Consider the following 21,085-nt stretch of genomic DNA (forward strand, 5'->3'; position numbering starts at 1 on the left):
ATGTAAAGAGAGAAAAGCTGAAATTTTCATGCTTCATCTATATCTTTTCGTCAGCATATAGTAAAATAGAACACTGTAAACAAAAAGTAGTGCTAACTACAATGGTTTTTAAGGAATAGGAGAATTTGTGTGAAACAACAAACAATCATTTTAACCGGTGGTGGGACAGCTGGCCATGTATCGTTAAATCAGGCGATACTCCCGTCTTTACTAGAACTTGGTTATGATGTCCACTATATTGGCTCAGAGCAAGGTATTGAAAAAGAATTAATTGGCGAGGCGTTCCCCGATGTTCCGTTTTATGGCATTGCGAGTGGTAAATTGCGTCGTTATTTCTCCATGAAAAATTTTACAGATCCATTTAAAGTGCTTGCTGGAATGATGCAGGCTTTTCGTATTCTTAAAAAAGTGAAGCCACAGGTTGTCTTTTCAAAGGGAGGGTTTGTCTCTGTGCCCGTTGTGATGGCAGCGAAATTAGCAGGTGTGCCAGTCGTCATCCATGAATCTGATGTCACACCTGGTCTTGCCAATAAAATAGCCTTACCTTTTGCTTCCCATGTATTCACGATTTTTGAAGAAACACTGAAGCATTTACCTCAAGAGAAGGCTACTTGCACAGGCTCCATTATTCGTCCTGAGTTATTTGAGGGAGAAAGAGCAAGGGGGCTAGCTTTCTGCGGCTTTTCTACTTTAAAGCCTGTTTTACTTGTTATGGGAGGGAGTTTAGGCTCTGTTGTCTTAAATGAGGCACTACGTAAAAACTTACCAGAGCTCCTCAAGCAATTTCACATCATTCATTTATGTGGGAAGGGGAATTATGATCAAGCACTGGAGGCAATGCCAGGCTACAAGCAATTTGAGTATGTGACAACAGAGTTACCTGATTTATTGCATGCTGCAGACTTTATTGTGTCACGAGCAGGCTCTAACTCCATTTTTGAATTTTTAGCGCTTCACAAGCCGATGCTATTAGTACCTCTCTCAGCGCAAAAAAGCCGTGGGGATCAAATTTTAAATGCCAACTTGTTTAAAAAACAAGGTTACGCAGAAGTGCTACAGGAAGACGAGTTGACAAAGGAATCTTTTATGAAGTCTGTTCATACACTAACAGAGCGTAAAGTGGAAATGGTGGAGACAATGGCAAAAACGCAAAAACCAAAAACACCAGATGAAATGGCGTCATTAATTTTACAGTATAAGAAATAAGTGCTATTTGAAAAAAGAAAAGAAGCTAGGAGGTAGGTCGAAATGACAAAACCTTATAGCTTCTATTTTATATATACACACTACATTGCTTGCTCTTCGCCTTCTTGCATTTGATGTGCGGTTGTTAGGTAGAATAAATCTTTTGGTATTTTAAATAAATTAAATTGTGCCTCACCGCTATTAACCTGCGCTAATAATGTTGGATGACTTTCATTGGCACTCACCACATAAGGAAGCTTTAAAGCAGCACGCTGTGATTTTAAATTTTCAACACGTATACGGAGAAAGACCGTATGAAAATTATAGTCAAAAAATAACTCGTTCAAAAATAACATTTTTGCTTTTTGATTATAACCTTTACCTTGGTAAGGGAGTCCAATCCACGTTCCTAGAAAGCCTGCACCGTCCTCCACATCGTGAATACTAATCGTGCCGATTGGTTGACCCCAATCATCAGTTATGGTCCTCGAGATAGCGAGTCCTCTCGCTTCCTCTTCAATCAGTTGTTTTGTCATAAACCAATATTCATCAGCGGATGTGGCTTTTTGACGGACAAAAGGGAATACAGAAGGGTGTGATAATAGCTCATAAAGCTCTGTACATTCATGCAGGTCTCGATGTTTAAGCATACGAAACGCCTCCTTTACTAGGGTAGTTAAAACAATTCCGTTGAAGCATAAAGAAGAAAACTAAAATTCGTACTGGAATTAAAACCCAAAGAACTAGACGTTATAACTATGATATTCCATAATCTCCCGCTGTCTTACTGATTTCGACCATACCGAAAAAAGGCTAGTTTTTTAAATATAATATAACATATTATCTGTTCGATGCAATCATTTTGCTCGTAAAAAAACAAAATTTGAGGTTAATAGTCAGTATATTCTGACAAGTGAAATAAGATTATCCATAAATTTGTTGTTTTATAGCATTAAGTCTAACCTATCAATTTTATCTAATATTAATCATTTATCTACATCTTTAGTAGGATTGGTTGCTTGTTAGAATAGGTAATATATCAAATATTATCCTTAAAAGGATATAATTTTTATGATTCTAGAAAGGTAATTTTTTATTTTTATGTTATAATAGTAGTATTATTTTTATTCTAACAACACATACATACGAACATTTCTATCATGATGGCAATGGCTTTTCTGGAGGTGACAGCATGGAGTATATTTTAAGCGAAGATTTCTTTAACTCATTATTTATTGGCAAGGATTTTGTTTTTCTCGTGAAAAAAGTAGGGGACGATTATCAATATATTCGCTTAAATCAAGCAGCTCAAGATCTGTTATCGAATGAGGCGATTGGCAAAATGATTTCGACCGTTACCTCAAAGCGTAATTTTTTGATCATTCAGAAAAATTACCATGAGGCCATTAGAGAACATAAACAGGTTGACTATGTAGATTATGCATATGTTCAATCGGAGGTTCGTAAATATGAAACATCCGTCAGACCGTTGAAATATAAGAATGAAGACTATATATTAGCCATCACGAAGGAAATACTCTATGACCGCAGTATTGAAGATAAATTTTTATTTATGCGGTCCATGTTTGACCATGCCTTTTTCTCAACAGTCATTTTATCGGCTGAAGGAATGATATACGAAGTGAATTCAAGCTTTATGGAAGATTTTCAATTAGATAATGAAGCCGTTAAACAGAAAATGTTTGTGGATTTACCGATTATTCCAAAGGAAGAAGTTGAACAAATTAAAATTTGTTTGCAAAAAGCTGCAAGAGGGGAAAACGTTGGTGAGAAGTTTATTAAATTGCATACATTGGACCAGCAGGAACGTATGTATTTACTGTCACTATCACCAGTGATGCAGGATGATAATTCATTTGCCATTTTTCTTATCATGCAAGATTTTACACAATTTACTTTACAAAAAGCAGAATTACGTTCGAAGTCTCATGGACTAGAGGTCTTTAAATCTGCATTAAATTCAGCTACAGCCATTGCTGTATTAGATCATGAGGGGAACATTACCGAAGTGAGTGAGATGTTTTTACAGGCTTCTGGCTACACGGCGGAGGAGTTAATCGGTCAGCCCTTCGCATTGATTGAACCACGATTCCGTGGGCAAAACCTTTTTCAAATAATTGAAGATAAGCTGGACACGATGGGAATGTGGCGTGGAGAACTTTGCTATCGAACGAAATATCATGCCGATTACTGGGTAGAAGCTACCATTGTTCCATTAAAAGATGAGTTTGGTCAAATTGAACAAATTTTAACCATTAACTATGATATTACGGATAAGAAAAGAATGTTCACAGAATTAAAAAATATTGAACGTACTTTCCGACTTATCACAGAAAATACAAATGATTTAATTGTGATTACTAATGAAGATGGCATCATTATTTATGCTTCCCCGTCCTATGGTATTTATTTAGGTTATGAAAATGTAGAGCTACAAGGACAGTTTTACAGTGACATTATTGATCGAGAAAGTAAAGACGAATGGCAAACATTCTTAAATAATTATACAGGGCAAACAGATTCACAGTTTGAACTTTTACTGAAGGCGAAAGATGGAACCCCAATATGGACAGAAGGAAATGTCACGGTTGTGCACGATCCTGAACGTGAAAAAGTTTCCCAAATTATGATGGTGTCTCGTGAAATTACGCATCGCAAAGAAAGGGAAAATGATTTGCTGTATCTAGCGTATCATGATGCTTTAACACAGCTACCTAATCGGCGTTTTTTAGAAAAGGAGTTTCCTCAAATACTAGCAGAAGCAAATGAAAATCAAACCTGTGTGGCGATGCTCTATATAGATGGTGATGATTTTAAAGAAGTAAATGATCGCTTTGGCCATGAGACGGGCGATGCGTTTATTCAGCGATTCGGCAGTTCCTTGAACAAAACAGTTCGAAGCCATGATATGGTTATTCGAATAGGTGGCGATGAATTTATTGTCATCTTAACTGGCTTAACAAGAGATCAGGAAAAAAGACATCATCAAATTATGCATATTATTCGACGGATTCGTGATGAATTAGCAGAAGGCTGGATGATAGAGGACCATCTTTTTACACCAACTGCTTCAATTGGCATTGCCTATTACCCAGACCATGCTCGAACATTGGATGAGCTAATGGATTTAGCTGACCAAGCATTATATAAATCAAAAGAGTCGGGGAAAAACAACCTCTCTATTTCCGACATACACTAAAAAAGTCTGTCCACAAGGTTTTCCTTGTGAGACAGACTTTTTATTTGATGTTATGCTATAACAGTATAGGGATAAAAATCCTACATCGTTATTTTGGAATAGAAGGTGATACGATGCCTAAGAAGATATTGTTGGTAGAAGATGAAAAGCATATCGCTCGTTTTGTGGAACTTGAATTACAACACGAAGGCTATGAAGTGAAAACTGCCTTTGATGGTCGAGAAGGATTGTCTTTGGCAACGTCGGAAAATTTTGATGTCCTTTTACTGGATGTGATGTTACCAAGTATTAATGGGATAGAGATTTGCCGTCGTATCCGAACACAATCACAAGTGCCGATCATTTTATTAACGGCACGAGATGCTGTGATGGATCGTGTAGCGGGCCTCGATGCTGGGGCAGATGATTATATCGTCAAGCCTTTTGCGATTGAAGAGCTGCTGGCTAGAATACGAACGATTTTACGTCGTGTCACGCCAGAGCAGACAAACAGTGAATCTTTATGCCTACGGGATATTGAAATAGATGTAGCTGCCTATGAAGTTTTCGTTCAGGGGAATAAACTTGATCTAACAAAGACAGAATATGACTTATTGAAACTATTAATCGAGCACAAAAATAGAGTATGCACACGAGAGCATATTTTAACATCCGTTTGGGGCTATGACACGGATATCGAGACCAACGTGGTAGATGTTTATATCAGACATTTACGTACAAAGCTCCCTGGGGCGATGAATGATTATATTGAAACCGTTCGCGGTGTTGGGTATGTGATGCGAGAATGAATAAGTTAAGAAATTATTTACGTCAGCAGTCCCTGCAAAAAAAATGGATGCTGACCTCAAGCAGTGTCATCTTTATTAGCTTTACGATTATTTGTGTAGTCGTCTATCTTTCTCTGCATACATGGTTATTAAATGATGAGGAGAGTAAGGTCAATCGGACAAGTAAGGATATCATCTCTTTTTTAGAGTCCCAAGGCCCTACAATTACCATTCAGCAAATTCAGCAAAATACAGGCTTGCTCAAATCGATTGCGGATCGTGATGAGACGGTCCGAATATTTAATGCTGATGGGGTGGATATTTTACGAATCAATGATACCTCTGCTGCAGCACCACTTAATTCGTTGCAAGAAATTTTTGAGATGACCATTGATAAGCAAGATGTGTTGGTCATCAATGAACCGATTCGGATGGGTTTTTTCCAAGGCTATATTCAAGTGATTCATCCGTTAACTAGTTTTCAATCTCTCATGCATTATCTCTTGACAGCCATGCTGATTGCAGGGTTAGGAGCCTTAGTGTTATCTGGCTCTATTGGCTATTATCTAGCGAACTATTTAATGAAGCCACTACACGAATTGCGAGCATCTATGAAAACTGTGATGGATCAAGGATTTAACGAGCCTATACAGCTATCCTATACATCACATGACGAAATTGGTGATTTACTGAAGATGTACAATGCCATGATGAATGAACTGCAAATCTCATTTACCCAGCAGCAACAATTTGTCGCCGATGCTTCTCATGAGCTGCGTACGCCCATTCAAGCAATTGAAGGGCATCTTTCTCTTTTAAAAAGATGGGGCAAACATGATCCTGCTATATTAGAGGAATCCATTGATACCTCTTTAACAGAAATTGCTCGTATGCGCAAAATGATTGAGGAATTATTAGAACTTGCACGGCGTGAGCAAAAAGATGAAACAAGTGAGGCCGATGCACTAGTGGTCATCGAAGCAGTGATGGATGAGGTAAAGCGTGTTCATCCTCAAGCGCGAATGTCGCTGTCGAAACATGGTGAAATAGGTCCGTTATTTATTACCGAAAATGCACTAAGTCAAATCGTTCGTAATATAATAGAGAATGCTATTCGTTATTGTGAAAAAATTCCTGAGATCCAAATTTCTATTTCTGTTGCTGGAAATTATGCATGTTTAGAAATTACTGATAATGGTATAGGAATAGCACAAGACAATATTCCGTTTATCTTTGATCGTTTTTATCGAGTGGATGAAGCAAGAAATCGCCAAATTGGTGGAACAGGCTTAGGGCTTAGTATTTCGAAGATGTTACTTGAAAAATATAATGCCACAGTAGAAGTCAAGAGTGAGGTTAATATTGGAACCGTTTTCTTGCTGAAAATCCCGCTAAAATATTAAGAAAAATACATGCTTTATTTCATTATTCTATCCTTTGCGAAAAAAATTGCTTAATTTGCTAAAAAGAGTTGTATTTTTTGTGAAGAGTAGTAAGATTGAGATGGAAAAAACGTTCTTTAAAATATGGAAAAGTAGTGTGAAACATTCTTTTAAAGAACGGCTAAATATTATATAATTAATTGCAATTTAATTAATGGAACTGCCGAAAGGCAAAATTTGGAGGTCATTTTTCATGTCGAACAACTTTACAACTGTAAGTTCTCCATGGTCAGCTTTCTCTGGTCCTAACCTAGGATATGTGATGGAGCAATACGACTTATTCTTACAGTCTCCTGAAGAAGTAGAACCGGAGTTAGTTTCTTTATTCCAACAATTTGGTGCACCAGTAGTAGTAGAAGGTGAAGTAGCTGTAGCTAGTCATACAGCAGCGGCTCCTGCTGGCGATTACAAAAAAGTGTTAGCCGCTGTAAAACTAGCAGATGCAATTCGTTCACGCGGTCATTTAGCGGCAGATATCTATCCTCTGAAAAACCGTGAACTACAAACAGCTCAAATTGAAGAAAGCGCGTTCAACTTAAGCGCTGCAGATTTAGCTGAAATTCCTGCAGCAATCTTCTTCAAAGATGTGCCAGCAAACGTGAAAAATGGTAAGGATGCAATCGACTATTTAAAAGCTATTTATACAGATAAAGTAGCATTTGAATATGGTCACGTAGTAGCTACTGAAGAACGTGATTGGATTCAAGCGCAAATCGAATCAGGCTCATTCAAACAAGCATTATCTGCGGATGAGAAAAAAGCCTTATTAGATCGTTTAACTCGTGTTGAAAATTTCGAGAAATTTATTCATAAAACATTTGTAGGACAAAAGCGTTTCTCTGGTGAGGGCTTAGATACGCAAATCGTTCTATTTGATGAAATTATTAAAACGGCTGAAGCAAAAAAAGTGGAAAACGTACGTATTGGTATGGCACACCGTGGTCGCTTAAACGTTTTAACACATATTTTAAATAAACCTTATGACATGATGTTCTCTGATTTTGCACATGTTTCCAATGATTTATTTATGCCAGAGCATGGCCGCCTTGAAATTACAAAAGGTTGGACAGGTGATGTGAAATACCACATGGGTGCTTCTTACAACCGTGAATCTGGTATGAATGTGAAATTGGCTTACAACCCATCTCACTTAGAAGTGGGTAATCCAGTAGTACTTGGTGCTACTCGTGCAACACAAGATGATACATCTAAACCAGGGCAACCTATTTTTGACCGTACAAAGGGCTTAGGCATTCTTGTACACGGTGATGCTGCATTCCCAGGTCAAGGGATTGTAACAGAAGTGTTAAACTTCGCTAAAACAGAAGGCTTTACAACAGGTGGAACAATCCATATTATCGCAAACAATATGATCGGATTCACAACAGAACATTATGATTCTCGTTCTTCTGTGTATTCTTCTGACCCTGCAAAAGGCTATGAAGTACCAGTGATCCATGTTAATGCAGATAGCCCAGAGGCAGTAGTGCAAGTCGGACGTTTTGCGGCAAACTACCGTCAAACATTTGGCAAAGACATTATTGTGGACTTAGTAGGTTACCGTCGCCATGGTCATAATGAAACAGATGACCCAACAGTGACAAACCCAGAAACATACAAATTAGTGTCTAAACATGAAACAGTGCGTGCATTATATGGTGCACAATTAGTGGCAGAAGGTCTTGTAACTGCTGATGATGTAGCAGCACTAGATACAGCTATCTATGCAGAAATGCAAGCAGCCTATGACCATGTCAAAGAAATGGCAGAAAAAGATGATCATCATCATTTAGAAATGCCAGAAGAATTAAAAATAGAGTTCCCACAAATTGATACAGCAGTAGGTGCGGAACGTTTAGAAAAAATCAATGAAGAGCTTTTAGTGTTTGAAGAAAACTTCGAACCACAGAAAAAGCTTGGTAAAATCTTAGAAAAACGCCGTGATGCTTATGCGTCTGCAAAAGTTGACTGGGGTCATGCTGAAACTTTAGCGTATGCAACGATTATTCAAGATGGCACACCAGTACGCTTTACAGGTCAAGATGCACAACGTGGTACATTCTCTCAACGTCACTTAGTACTGCATGATAAAAACAATGGCAATGTCTTCACACCACTACACCATATTTCTGGTGCGAACGCATCCTTTACAGTACACAACTCTCCGCTGACTGAAGCTGGGGTAGTAGGCTTTGAGTATGGTTACAACCTAGAAAATAGCCATGTACTAACAGTATGGGAAGCACAATTCGGTGACTTTGCGAATATGGCACAAGTGATGTTTGATAACTTTATTTCAGGGGCACGCTCAAAATGGGGTCAAAAATCTGGTCTAGTTATCCTTTTACCTCATGGTTATGAAGGTCAAGGTCCAGAGCACTCTTCAAGCCGTATGGAACGCTATTTACAAATGTCAGCTGAAAATAACTGGTTTGTAGCGAACTGTTCAAATGCTGGAAACTACTACCACTTATTACGCCGTCAAGCAGCATTATTAGGTACAGAAGGGGTACGTCCACTTGTAGTCGTATCACCAAAATCATTATTACGTCACCCACTAGCTGCGGCGAATGCTGAGCAATTAGCAAATGGTTCATTCCAAGAAGTGATTGAACAACCAGGCTTAGGGGCTAAACCAGAAGCTGTAGAGCGTATCGTTTTAGGTACAGGTAAAGTGATGATCGACTTAGCAGAGCGCGTGAAAGACGGCGAGGGCTTCGATCACCTACACATTATTCGTGTAGAACAACTTTACCCATTCCCAAAAGAGCAAGTTGCTGGTATCATTGCTAAGTATCCTAATGCAAAAGAGATTGTTTGGGTACAAGAAGAACCTAAAAACCAAGGCTCATGGAATTATGCATTAGAAACATTATATGAACTTTCAGAAGGTAAAAAACTTCGCTATGTAGGCCGTCCTGCAATGAGCTCAACTTCTGAAGGGGATGCAGATTCTCATAAAGCAGCACAAGCAGCTCTTATTGAAGAAGCGGTTGCTGAGCCAGTAAAGGTTAAATAATCATATATCAATTTTTGAAACCGGGCTACTTGCCCTTAAGCAGTAGCCCTTCTATGTGCGTCATGCACGTTAATCAAAGGAGGAAATGAAAGTGGCTGAAATTAAAGTCCCTGAATTAGCAGAATCGATTACAGAAGGTAGTATCGCACAGTGGGTAAAAAAAGTGGGCGATCGCGTTGAAAAAGGTGAATTCATCGTTGAACTTGAAACAGATAAAGTAAACGCTGAGATCATTTCTGAAGAAGCAGGTGTATTAACACAAATTTTAGCTGAAGAAGGCGATACTGTACTTGTTGGTCAAGTTATCGCAGTAGTAGAAGCAGGTGAAGGCGCAGCAGCAGCTCCAGCGGCAGCACCAACTGAAGCAGCGCCAGCACCAGCAGCGCCACAAGCAGCATCTGCACCAGTTGCAGCAGCTCCAGTAGTAGAAGAAACTTCTGGTGAGCGTGTAGTTGCATCTCCAGCAGCACGTCGTCTTGCACGTGAAAAAGGAATTGACCTTGCGGCGGTATCTCCAGTAGATCCACAAGGACGTGTACGTGTACAAGATGTAGCAGCTCACGGTACAGCACCAGCTGTAACGCCAGCAGCACCTACATCAGTAGCAACTTCAGGTGGCCCAGTAGTATTTACACCAGCAGCTAATTCTGACCGTGTAACAATTGAAAAAATGAGCCGTCGTCGCCAAACAATTGCAAAACGTTTATTAGAAGTTAAACAATCAACAGCAATGTTAACAACATTCAACGAAATTGACATGACAAACATCATGGCACTTCGTAAACGTAAACAAGAAGAGTTTGTAAAAGCAAACGACATCAAACTTGGTTTCATGTCATTCTTCACTAAAGCTGTTGTTGCAGCACTGAAAAAATACCCATACGTAAACGCTCAAATCTCTGGCGATGAAATTCATTTAAATAACTTCTTTGATATCGGTATTGCTGTATCAACTGAAGAAGGTTTAGTCGTACCAGTTGTACGCGATGCAAATAGTAAAAACTTTGCAGAAATCGAAAAAGATATCGCTAACTTAGCGACAAAAGCTCGTGATAAAAAATTAGGCTTAAATGACATGGCTGGTGGATCCTTCACAATCACAAATGGTGGTGTATTCGGTTCATTAATGTCAACACCAATTATGAACGGTACGCAAGCTGGTATTTTAGGTATGCACTCAATTGTAAACCGTCCAGTTGCAGTAAATGGTGAAGTTCAAATCCGTCCAATGATGTATGTAGCACTTTCATACGATCACCGTATCATCGATGGTAAAGATTCTGTAGGATTCTTAAAAACAGTTAAAGAATTAATCGAAAATCCTGAAGATTTATTATTAAATTCATAATGCCATTAAACCCTGCGAACAATGTTCAGCAGGGTTTTTGTATGACAAAGAGTATTGACCGATTCTATGCTTGAATGAGTACGAATGTTATATCGTTTAGAGGAGCAAAGAAAGAAAAAACGCGACTTTTCTCACATAGAGAACATACTCTATAATAAATATTTGTTGTAATTTTCAGAAATATCAACAAAAGTTCAACGATTTAAAGTGGAAGCAGAACGCACAATATCCTAATATTGTCATTAGTCAGAAAAATGTTAAAATCGTCTTGACGAACATATTAGTTTTATAGTAGTATCTAAATATCAATTAAATAAACAAACCTCACGAATTGTTATCAGTGAGGTAGAGGCGCGGTATTTATTAGTTCATTGTTGAGTAAAAGCAAGCGAAGACGCAATGAAGAAGGAAATATCGCCGAAGTATAAAAGGAGCTCGTACTTTTATACTGGGTCTGCAGTGAATAAGTGCAGGACTGTCCTAGTAAATGGATTTCCAGATTTACTAGGTTGTGCTATCTCGGAAACATGGAAATTATAGTGAGGATTTGGGCAACTGTCATAAAAGGTAAGACCTAAGTTCAATAAACTTAGGTCTTTTTTAGTACAGTTGTCTTATTTTTTTACAGAAAAGGGGAGTTTTTCATGAAAAGAAAATGGTTGTTAGTAATGATCTCTATCATGACGGCAATTGTGCTAGCTGCATGTGGCACAAGCGACAAAAAAGAGGGCGGTTCAAGTGATGCTGGAACTGACAAAGAAGAAGGCGGCGGTGAATTCCGAATTGGCATGGAGGCTGGCTACCCACCGTTCAACTGGACACAGCAAGACGATGCGAATGGCGCAGTGAAAATTGCGGATAATGCAGAATATGCAGGTGGCTATGATGTACAAATGGCAAAGAAAATCGCTGAAGGTTTAGGCAAAGAGTTAGTCATTGTTAAAATGGAGTGGGACGGATTAGTTCCAGCGCTACAATCGAACAAAATTGATGCAATTATTGCAGGTATGTCACCAACAGAAGAACGTAAGAAAACAATTGATTTTACAGAAAACTATTATACTTCTGATTTTGTTATGGTTATTAAAAAAGGTAGCAAATATGAAGGCGCAAAATCGATTCAAGACTTCTCAGGTGCTAAAATTACATCACAATTAAATACATCAAACTATACAGTTATCGATCAAATTAAAGGCGTAGAAAAGCAAACAGCAATGGAGAGCTTCCCAGCAATGCGTGTAGCGTTAGAAGCAGGTAAAATTGATGGCTATGTAGCTGAACGCCCAGAGGGCATTTCCGCTTCTGCAGCCAACGATAAATTCACATATGTAGCATTTGAAGAAGGCTTTGATACAGACCTATCAAATACTTCAATTGCTGTAGGCTTACGTAAAGATGACGCAAATCGTGAAAAAATCAATGAAATCCTAAAAGGCATTTCAGAAGATGATCGTCAAGCCATTATGGAAGAAGCTATTTCTCAACAGCCCGCAGCACAATAATGACATGGCACGGACTAGCAATTAGTCCGTGCATGATCATTTCATCATTATCAAAATGAGAACCTCTCTACATAATGATAATGTCCTAGCGTGACAAATCATAGAATGGTAGAAAGAGCTAGGACACAAAAGAAATAAACGAGCAAGATGACATTGTTAGGAGGAACATCATGAGTCTTGAATGGATACTTTCAATTATTGAAAACAACTGGCAAATGTTTTTACGAGGTGCGTATTATACGTTACTGATTTCGAGTATTAGTACAATTATTGGTGCATTTATCGGATTTTTCATCGGAATTATGCATACGATTCCAGTTCGTAAAAAAGGTGTGAAATTTTATAGCTTAAAGCTCATTAATTTTATACTAACATGCTATGTTGAATTTTTCCGTGGTACACCAATGATTGTACAAGCTATGGTTGTCTACTACGGATTAGATATCGCATTCGGTATCGATATGCACTTTATTACAGCAGGTATTTTAGTCGTTTCCCTCAATACAGGGGCCTATATGGCAGAAATTGTTCGTGGCGGTATTGTATCTATTGATAATGGTCAATACGAGGCAGCATCAGCAATTGGCATGAATCACTTCCAAATTATGCTTCATGTAGTCTTACCACAAGTAGCACGTAATGTTTTACCAGCTACAGGTAACCAATTAATCATGAATATTAAAGATACAGCCGTATTAAATGTCATTGGGGTAACGGAATTATTTTTCCAAACAAAATCAATTTCGGGTAACAACTTCCGTTATTTCGAATCATTCTTCGTTGCATGTGTTCTTTATTTCATCATGACATTTACCGCATCTCGCATCCTTCTTTATGTTGAAAAACGTCTAGATGGTCCTGATGCCTATCAAAAAGAACAAAAAGAAGCTGTATAGGGGGACGCACAAATGGCAGTCATCAAAATCGAACATTTAAGTAAATCATTTGGACGTAACCAAGTGTTAAAAGATGTGAATTTCCAAGTGGAAAAAGGAGAGGTAGTTTGTTTAATTGGCTCCTCTGGCTCTGGTAAATCCACATTGCTTCGTTGCATAAATTTATTAGAAACGCCAAGTGGCGGTCAAATTATTTATAAAGGGGAAGACATCCTAGATGAAAAGCACAATATTCAAGAATATCGTACACATTTAGGGATGGTGTTCCAGCAGTTCAATTTATTTAACAACCACAATGTCATAAGTAATTGCACAGTGGGCCAAATCAAAGTGTTAAAACGTTCGAAAAAAGAAGCAGAAGAAACGGCGCTTAAATACTTGAAAATCGTTGGCATGGATCAATATGTGAATGCCAAGCCTCGTCAACTCTCAGGTGGACAAAAGCAGCGCGTGGCCATCGCTCGTGCCTTATCAATGAATCCTGATGTTATGCTATTCGATGAGCCAACATCCGCATTAGACCCAGAAATGGTGGGTGAGGTGTTAAAGGTAATGCGTCAGCTAGCAAACGAGGGCAATACGATGCTCATCGTGACACATGAGATGGAATTTGCCAAAGAAGTAGCAGATCGAGTTGTCTTTATGGATAAGGGTGTAATTGTGGAGGAAGGCCCTCCAGCACAAGTATTAGTCAATCCGCAACATGAACGTACGAAGGAATTTTTAAAGCGTACATTAAAATAAGCACAAAAAAGTGAGTCCAACCTGTTGGACTCACTTATTTTCTAGAATTCCATTCTGCATAAAGTACAAAGCAGATTGCGAATGCTACAGCAATGATAAAAAACCATTGCGGTACACCACCAAAACTCATCATAACACCTCAAATATTCATTTTTTTTGGATAGAATAGGTATAGTATTTCTTTTTTCTCCACAAAAGACCAAAAATATTATAAAATAAGCAATAGACATTAGCTTTTGCTAGTAAAGAGAGGTAGAGAGAATATGTTACATTTAAAATGGAAAGATGCGCCAACATTACGAACGGTTACTTGCAAACATACAAATGCATCGAAATACTTAGTATCAAACGTATTAACAGTAGGAAAAGGTTATGAAGTGAAAAATGAAACAGACGAGTTCGTTTTTATCATCGACAACACAGGTAATGTCGGTGGCTACTATAAAGATTATTTTGAATAAAAACAAACAGGGTGGTTCAGAACATTTGCTGAGCCACCCATTTTTTTGTTAGTCTCGCTGATAGCTGCTAGCACCCGCCACATCCTGTAGCTGCTGTTTCTCTTGTTCAGTTGCGGTATGCAGGGCAAAAACATCTTTAATTGCTGTTTGCAGTTCTTGCTGTGTTTCTTTAAACTTCGAAACTTGCTGTTCAAACGTGGGACTTGAGAAGCGATCATGAGCCCTTGATAATCGCTCCTCTAAACGTGCATAATGATGATCCATATGCATCGACAACATCATCGCCAGTTGGTTTTTCCAGAGCGGAATCAAGGTAACGATAGAAAACTCAATTTTTTCAGCTAAGGTTTGATTGGCCTGTTGAATCATACGGATTTGAGGAGCTGTTTGCAGGGCGACTTGCTGTGATACTTGTAAATCATAAATACGTTGATCCAGTCTTTCGATTTGAGCAGCAAAGTCATTTAATTGCTGAATTGCAAGTGGCTGTTTGGTTGCTTGGACACTCGTTATTTGTGCAGGTAGTTCTACCTCAATGGCTTGCTGCTTTTTCATTTGTCCTGCGGCAATGGCTGTTGCCAATTCCTCAAAAAATCCCCGATTATGGGCATAAAGCGCCTCTAAGTTTTCGACATCTTTGATCAGCTGGAGCTGTGCACGCTCCAGCTGTACACCAATACGTTCCACCTGTATACTAATACGCTCAAATTCTGTGAGTGTTTGCTTCACATTAGGCTCGGTTTTGCCAAAGATTTTTTTGAAAAAGGTTTGCTTCTTAGGTTCCAAAGCAGTCGGATCTACTCGATCTAACGTCTGCATTAAAGAATCCAGCATTTGACCAATTTTAGTGACATCTTTTTGCTTTACTTGAGCAAGCATACGGTCGGCAAATTGAGACAGAGCTCGCTGTGAATCTTGCCCAAGGGACAGCAATGATTCAAAATCAGTCAAATCGATTTGACTGGCATACAGTAATGCACGACTTTGTGCAAGAGGCGATAGCGTTTCATAAGTCGCCATCGCCTCGTTTTGTGGAGTTGTTTCTAAATAGGATTGGACTAGTGGAGAAAGCCCTGGTATGGTATTTAGTTGAAATGCGTGTTCGTTTGCTGTCATTCATCATCGCCTCGCCAGTCCAATTGTTCTCTACGTCTAAGATTGGAACGATTTGCGAATTCAATCTCCATTTGCAGATGATCGATATCATTTGCAAGCGCATCCTTTAAATCAATTTGAATTGTGTCATTCAAATCAGTTAAGGTTTCGCGTGTTTTGGATAAAGTTAATTGAATTTCCTTATCCTTCACAGGCTGCTTGGAAAGCATCGTATATTTATCCGTTAATTCCACAGCAGAAGGTAAGTGTGCATAGAAAAATGGTTCCACATTATAAAATTTACGTGGGTCTGTCTTGACGATCTTGACGATATTTTTAGAGATACGCGTCATTTCAAGTAGTTGTTTAAAAGCAGAAACAGAACGTACACGTAAATAGTTTTGACTCAATGTTTGAATATGCTTATTGGCTGTTAATACTTGTGTTTCAATGTGTTTGAACTCTTCTTTTGTGATGCCTGCTATTTGCATGACTTTCTTTTTTTGTCTATGTTTCAGCAACGCTGTACTCGTCGCATAGGAACCCGCAAACAGTAAACCACCAAGGAAGAATCCAGGATTTGCCGCAATGGCTGCGATAGAAACAGTTGTGAGCGAAATAAGAAAGCTGGCACTATGTCTAGAGAAAAACTGTCCGACACTAAGCATTGTTTCATCCTCCTTGCTTTTCAATATGTCTATCTTCTTATACGAAATAATCGACATAAAGTTTCATTGAAAATTAATCCCTTACATAAATTTTACTGCTATTTGTGAACTTTCTCAATGATAATACATAGAATAAGTGAGTTGTTTCGATGAATAAGTCGGTTTTGTAATCCTAAGGAGCCATTTTGACATCGAAATGAGCGATTTTTTGCATCTTGATCTCTGAATAGAGGAGCATAATTTGATTCAAGAGCGGCTTCTGCCTCAGAGCGAGCGGATAAGTGAGGTCCATGAGCGGCTCCAACTCGAAAAGGAGCGGTTTATTCTCTAAGAAGAGCATCTTCATCCAGAATGAATGAGTCTTGTATGAAACTTTTTCCAAATGAATTCGTAACTGATACAAAGGGGGATATAGGATGACGAAAATTTTTCTGGTGTCTATTACAAAAAATACCGATGAACCAGTAAGTGAACAGAAAGTGAAAGAAAAAGCCTTTGAGAAAAAATCAAAATTAAAAGCCTATTTAAGCAAAGAAGGGTATATGAAGGAATCTAAAAATCAATATGTGAAAATCACGGATGAATCAATATTAGTGGCTGCCATTCAAAAGATAAAAATCAAAAAATGATGATAAGTCATGTTCTTAAGAGCATGACTTTTTTGATTTCAATAAAAAGTAGAGAAGTGATCATTTCCCAGTGTTGACTGATCTCTAGACAAATGGCTTCCAGTTTGAATCTTTTTCGTCTTTTTCGTTTGGTTTTCTTACAAACGCAATACATCTTTCTTCGCACGCACCAATTATAATGAAATTTTTCTGTGCTTGCCTTAAAGAGGATGTATTAGCTCCACCTACAAAGTCATTATCATAAAATTGAACGCTGTCATCTTCCCAAAAACAAATTTCACATATTTCGTATGTACCTGGTGGTTTTCCATTCAATGTCTTATATCCGCAACAAGGACAAGTAAATTTCATTATTATCACTCCAATATATTTTTCGATAATTTTATCATAAAAACAACACTACAAAAAAGTCAGACATTAAACAATGTCTGACTCCATACGTATATAGCCTTTTAAATCATCGTATAATTCTAAAGAAAATGAATTGGAATCGGCTTGGGGACTCACGCCTTTTTGGACAAAAAGGAGAAATTCATTGAGTGCCTTTTCTGAGCCCTCCACTTCCACTTCAATTTGCTCTGTGTCATTCAATCGACAGTATCCTTTTAACCCTAATTCGATAGCTTTTTGCTTGATGAAGAATCGGTAGCCTGTGCCGTAGACATCACCAAAAAATTTTATACTTGCTCGTTTGTTCAAGGGAATACCTCCTACTTAATGGAGGAGAGGGGCGATCCTCTCCTTTTATTGCATGACACGTTCTTTTTCTAAATAGGTAATTAAGTTATTAATGTGATAGAGTACATGCTTAGATGCCTCATCGACTTCTTTTAGATGAACATCAGCTTGCTCGATATGCCCCGCTTTATGGGCTTCAGCCGCAAGCTTCGCTGATTCATGGACGCGTAAATGATAGCCATCTAATTCATGATAGTCCTGTAAATGACCGAAACGTTCGACTGTGCGAGGCGCTGTGTACCATTTGCCAAGTCGACAGTCTCTGTGAGAAGAAACATCACTTGGATCAACGTTTTCTAGGCCAAGGAACATATTATAAATGCGCCATTTCCATAAAATATGATCCGCCTTCGATAATTGTAGTTGGGCAATAGATGAAAGCTGTACATTATTGTTAGCAATAAGATCATTACGGAAACGGTTAATTTCTTTCCCTAATAAATGAATATCACTGGATGTATTATGACTATAATCACGAATATCTTCCTGCAAGCTTGAAATTTCGATCATTCTTGCTGAAACTTCATCAATTGCGGCTGCTTGTTCCTGGGAAATGGCAGCCGTATTTATCACATCTAAATTAATACCCTCAATCGCTTGAACAATGGCATTTAATAATGGTAACGAATCTTTTGCTTCAACGGTTGCTTCTTTAATAATAGCTGTCGTATCTGTAATCGAGTTAGAAACATCATTCGAATAACTCTTTAAATGATGAACATTAGCGGATACTTCACTTAGCGCAGCTACCGTGTTTTCAGCAAGCTTTCGTACTTCCTGTGCAACGACCGCAAAGCCTTTCCCATGTTCGCCTGCACGCGCTGCTTCAATGGAGGCATTAAGTGCGAGTAGATTCGTTTGATCGGCGATTTGGTTGATTAACGTGACAACCTGCTCAATATCATTTACCCTTTTTTGTAATTCTGAAAATGAGTCAACAATGGATGCAAAGGTCTCTTCTGTTTTAAAAATCTCCGATAGGGCATGCTCAATAGCGTTTTTACCTTTTGTAGCATGGTCAACCGATTCAGTTGTTTTCTCTGATATATGAGAAGACATACGTGCAACCTCATTGATAGAAGCTGCAATCTGTTCTGTTGCAGCAGTAGAGGATTGAATCTCTTCATTTTGCTTATCTAGGCTAAAAACTAAATCTTTCATGTACATAATTTTGGCATTGACATCCATTAAAGAAGATATTTCTCCTACCACATTTTCTATAATGCGTTCTGTTAACACTTCCACTAATAATTCTTGATCGACATTGACAGCGGATTGGAATGATTTCATATATTGAAATGCTTTATTTGGCTTGATACCAAAATTGTGTAAAATATATGTAGTAATATAGAAGGCAAATTGGTTGAAGACAACAATTAATTTACCAGGCTCATATTGATGCTTACGGAATAGATTGAAAAATTTGACAGTTTCATCTACATAATGATCATCACGCGTTGCTAAGAAAAACTGTGTTAAGTATTGATTAATATTTTCTTCACTAATGATTAATTGAGAGGTAGGGGATATCTCGCTTAAATAATGGTGAAAAATGGCATTCATCGAAGGGGTAATATCCTTGAGCTTTTGATAGAGTGCCTTTAAGTGCTCCTCATCCTGTGAATTGAAATGATTGAAAGCCAATGTTTGGTAAAATCGGCCTGTTGCATGTAAATCTGTACCACGTTTGAGTAGTTCTTCTAGCTCTGCTTTAGGTCGAATACTTGAAAACATAAAAATACCTCCAAAAAGTATGAATAATAAGGTAATAATAGCATAATTCAGGTGGTTTTAATAGACATTTCAGTTGTGTTTGCTAAAATGAAACTATCTTATGACAGCAAGGAATGGGCAAATATGTATACAATTATTTACATGAAAGCGGACTATGAGCCTTGGTGGAAATTTGAAGGCTGGGAAGCTTATATTCAAACTGAAGATACATTTGACACGAAGGAGCTCTTTGAACGTGCATTACAGCAAAGATTAGCGCATTTTCGTTCCTCTTATGATAATGAGGCAACGAAAGAGGAGCAGTATTGGGCTTTTTGGTCTGAGGATGAAAGCTTTTACTGTGAGGCTTGCGATGATGATGCACAAGTATATCATGGAATAATTGCGTGTAAAATAGAAGAGAAGTAAAAAAATTTTGAAAAAAAGTAAAAAAGAATTTTTCTTATTTGACAAAATTATGGATGGCAGTTATACTTAACTTAACAATTTAATTGCTTCACCGGAAACATGAATTCACATATTACAAAAAGTGATCGCGTTAGTTCGGTACTCTTTGTAATATGTGAATTTTTTTCAATCGCTGAAGAAATTACATATTGTTCACTTTTATTTTTTGGAGGTTTTCTTAAATGAAACAAGGTACAGTAAAATGGTTTAACTCAGAAAAAGGTTTTGGATTCATCGAAGTTGAAGGTGAAAACGACGTATTCGTACACTTCTCAGCTATCCAAGGCGAAGGTTTCAAAACTCTTGACGAAGGTCAAAAAGTGGAATTCGAAGTTGTAGATGGCAACCGCGGACCACAAGCTGCTAACGTAACTAAACTTTAATTCTCAGTAATTAAAATTACTTTCGTTAAACCCAAGACATCCTATGCAAATAGGATGTCTTTTTTGTATCATTTGCAAGTTTAAGGATTACAAATCCTATTTTAGGTTAAATATATAGTAGTGGCGGATAGCCATGCAAAGTAAAGGATAGCGCTATAAAAGTAGCGGATAACCTTGTGAAACAGAAGGATAGCTGCACAAAAGTAGCGGATAACCCCATAAAATGGAGGGTAACCCCGCCAAAATAGCGCATCGCTTGTAAAGAAGGAGGCAGATGAATGTGAATAATGAAGAAAAATTGCCTGAAGAACAGGAGCAACAAGATTTTTATCAGAAACTACGTACAAAATTAGTAGCTTTTCTTGGGTCGAAAAAGGGAAAAAGTAACAAGTTTACTCCGTATTTAATGTTTGTGCCTGATTTATTTCATTTGTTAATTAAAACAGTAACCGATGCGGGTGTAGATAAAAAAAGTCGTGCATTAATTGGGGCATCCATTGCGTATTTTGTATTGCCGATGGATTTAATGCCAGAAGGACTGCTAGGCTTTGGTGGCTATTTAGATGATGTTGTACTAGCAACTTTTGTGGTAAATACCATTATTAATAAGTTGGGTCCAGATGTAGTGGAAAAGCATTGGACAGGGGATGACAAGCTTTTACATGTGCTACAAAAGGTTGCAGAAGTGAGTGATGAGGTTGTCAGTAAAATTCCTGTAAAATCGCCAATTGCTCAGCTCGTCAAGCAAGAAAGTAAAGATAAATAATAATATTATGTAAACCTAAGACATCCTAGAAAAATGAACCT

The 21,085-nt window shown here is 38.0% G+C and carries 20 protein-coding genes and 1 riboswitch; of the genes, 14 read left to right on the forward strand and 6 right to left on the reverse strand.

Features of this window, described 5'->3' with window-relative positions; genetic code table 11:
- The first annotated feature begins 129 nt into the window (after positions 1-129).
- Positions 130-1,206: an undecaprenyldiphospho-muramoylpentapeptide beta-N-acetylglucosaminyltransferase gene (locus JIN86_RS13360; protein ID WP_004230130.1), complete on the forward strand. Its 1,077-nt coding sequence runs from the start codon at positions 130-132 to the stop codon at positions 1,204-1,206.
- A gap of 80 nt (positions 1,207-1,286) precedes the next feature.
- Here JIN86_RS13360 and JIN86_RS13365 read toward each other — a convergent pair whose 3' ends face one another.
- Positions 1,287-1,835 (reverse strand): GNAT family N-acetyltransferase, encoded by a 549-nt coding sequence (locus JIN86_RS13365; RefSeq protein WP_004230128.1) that lies wholly within the window; start codon positions 1,833-1,835, stop codon positions 1,287-1,289.
- A gap of 542 nt (positions 1,836-2,377) precedes the next feature.
- On the opposite strand from JIN86_RS13365, the gene JIN86_RS13370 reads away from it, so the two are divergent.
- From JIN86_RS13370 to JIN86_RS13410, 9 genes are all read left to right on the forward strand, one after another.
- The gene (locus JIN86_RS13370) at positions 2,378-4,405 is read left to right on the forward strand and encodes a diguanylate cyclase domain-containing protein (RefSeq protein ID WP_004230125.1); all 2,028 of its coding nucleotides are present in this window, start codon (positions 2,378-2,380) and stop codon (positions 4,403-4,405) included.
- A gap of 113 nt (positions 4,406-4,518) precedes the next feature.
- Positions 4,519-5,193, forward strand: coding sequence for a response regulator transcription factor (locus tag JIN86_RS13375; RefSeq protein ID WP_004230122.1), 675 nt, complete (start codon positions 4,519-4,521; stop codon positions 5,191-5,193).
- Positions 5,190-6,575, forward strand: a complete 1,386-nt coding sequence (locus JIN86_RS13380) for a HAMP domain-containing sensor histidine kinase (protein WP_202342148.1) — start codon at positions 5,190-5,192, stop codon at positions 6,573-6,575. The genes JIN86_RS13375 and JIN86_RS13380 overlap by 4 nt, the downstream gene beginning before the upstream one ends.
- A gap of 232 nt (positions 6,576-6,807) precedes the next feature.
- A complete protein-coding gene (locus JIN86_RS13385) occupies positions 6,808-9,633 on the forward strand; it encodes a 2-oxoglutarate dehydrogenase E1 component (RefSeq protein ID WP_202342149.1) in 2,826 nt (941 codons plus the stop codon).
- 91 nt (positions 9,634-9,724) lie between these two features.
- Positions 9,725-10,981, forward strand: a complete 1,257-nt coding sequence (odhB, locus tag JIN86_RS13390) for a 2-oxoglutarate dehydrogenase complex dihydrolipoyllysine-residue succinyltransferase (RefSeq protein WP_202342150.1) — start codon at positions 9,725-9,727, stop codon at positions 10,979-10,981.
- 338 nt (positions 10,982-11,319) lie between these two features.
- A riboswitch (Lysine riboswitch) is annotated at positions 11,320-11,506 on the forward strand.
- Positions 11,507-11,625: 119 nt separating this feature from the next.
- On the forward strand, positions 11,626-12,483 hold the full coding sequence (locus JIN86_RS13395; RefSeq protein WP_004230114.1) for a transporter substrate-binding domain-containing protein: 858 nt from the start codon (positions 11,626-11,628) through the stop codon (positions 12,481-12,483).
- A 170-nt stretch (positions 12,484-12,653) separates the two neighbouring features.
- On the forward strand, positions 12,654-13,379 hold the full coding sequence (locus JIN86_RS13400; protein WP_004230111.1) for an amino acid ABC transporter permease: 726 nt from the start codon (positions 12,654-12,656) through the stop codon (positions 13,377-13,379).
- Between the two features lie 12 nt (positions 13,380-13,391).
- Entirely contained in the window at positions 13,392-14,123 is a 732-nt protein-coding gene (locus JIN86_RS13405; protein ID WP_004230107.1) for an amino acid ABC transporter ATP-binding protein, read from the forward strand.
- 263 nt (positions 14,124-14,386) lie between these two features.
- Positions 14,387-14,584, forward strand: a complete 198-nt coding sequence (locus JIN86_RS13410; protein ID WP_004230105.1) for a DUF6501 family protein — start codon at positions 14,387-14,389, stop codon at positions 14,582-14,584.
- Positions 14,585-14,632: 48 nt separating this feature from the next.
- Here the strand turns inward: JIN86_RS13410 and JIN86_RS13415 are convergent, their stop codons facing one another.
- Together JIN86_RS13415 and JIN86_RS13420 are read right to left on the reverse strand one after the other, a co-directional pair.
- Positions 14,633-15,700 carry a toxic anion resistance protein gene (locus JIN86_RS13415; protein WP_009371332.1) on the reverse strand — a complete coding sequence of 356 codons (1,068 nt, stop codon included), beginning with the start codon at positions 15,698-15,700 and terminating at the stop codon, positions 14,633-14,635.
- Complete coding sequence (locus JIN86_RS13420) at positions 15,697-16,347, reverse strand: 5-bromo-4-chloroindolyl phosphate hydrolysis family protein (protein ID WP_202342151.1); 651 nt, start codon at positions 16,345-16,347, stop codon at positions 15,697-15,699. Before JIN86_RS13420 ends, JIN86_RS13415 begins: the two co-directional genes overlap by 4 nt.
- 416 nt (positions 16,348-16,763) lie before the next feature.
- Here JIN86_RS13420 and JIN86_RS13425 point away from each other — a divergent pair, with 416 nt between their 5' ends.
- The gene (locus JIN86_RS13425) at positions 16,764-16,976 is read left to right on the forward strand and encodes a hypothetical protein (protein WP_004230097.1); all 213 of its coding nucleotides are present in this window, start codon (positions 16,764-16,766) and stop codon (positions 16,974-16,976) included.
- A gap of 84 nt (positions 16,977-17,060) precedes the next feature.
- Here the strand turns inward: JIN86_RS13425 and JIN86_RS13430 are convergent, their stop codons facing one another.
- The 3 genes from JIN86_RS13430 to JIN86_RS13440 all read right to left on the reverse strand — a co-directional run bounded on the left by JIN86_RS13430 (position 17,061) and on the right by JIN86_RS13440 (position 19,448).
- Positions 17,061-17,327: a CPCC family cysteine-rich protein gene (locus JIN86_RS13430; RefSeq protein ID WP_004230095.1), complete on the reverse strand. Its 267-nt coding sequence runs from the start codon at positions 17,325-17,327 to the stop codon at positions 17,061-17,063.
- Between the two features lie 66 nt (positions 17,328-17,393).
- The gene (locus JIN86_RS13435) at positions 17,394-17,675 is read right to left on the reverse strand and encodes an acylphosphatase (protein WP_004230093.1); all 282 of its coding nucleotides are present in this window, start codon (positions 17,673-17,675) and stop codon (positions 17,394-17,396) included.
- Positions 17,676-17,720: 45 nt separating this feature from the next.
- Positions 17,721-19,448 (reverse strand): globin-coupled sensor protein, encoded by a 1,728-nt coding sequence (locus JIN86_RS13440; RefSeq protein ID WP_202342152.1) that lies wholly within the window; start codon positions 19,446-19,448, stop codon positions 17,721-17,723.
- Between the two features lie 123 nt (positions 19,449-19,571).
- Between JIN86_RS13440 and JIN86_RS13445 the strand changes: the two genes are divergently transcribed.
- From JIN86_RS13445 to JIN86_RS13455, 3 genes are all read left to right on the forward strand, one after another.
- A complete protein-coding gene (locus JIN86_RS13445) occupies positions 19,572-19,856 on the forward strand; it encodes a DUF1033 family protein (RefSeq protein WP_009371335.1) in 285 nt (94 codons plus the stop codon).
- A gap of 221 nt (positions 19,857-20,077) precedes the next feature.
- Entirely contained in the window at positions 20,078-20,278 is a 201-nt protein-coding gene (locus tag JIN86_RS13450) for a cold-shock protein (protein ID WP_004230088.1), read from the forward strand.
- 274 nt (positions 20,279-20,552) lie between these two features.
- On the forward strand, positions 20,553-21,044 hold the full coding sequence (locus tag JIN86_RS13455) for a YkvA family protein (protein ID WP_202342153.1): 492 nt from the start codon (positions 20,553-20,555) through the stop codon (positions 21,042-21,044).
- Positions 21,045-21,085 lie beyond the last annotated feature (41 nt).

The sequence above is a fragment of the Lysinibacillus sp. HST-98 genome, assembly GCF_016757845.1.
In the GTDB taxonomy this organism is placed as follows: domain Bacteria; phylum Bacillota; class Bacilli; order Bacillales_A; family Planococcaceae; genus Lysinibacillus; species Lysinibacillus capsici.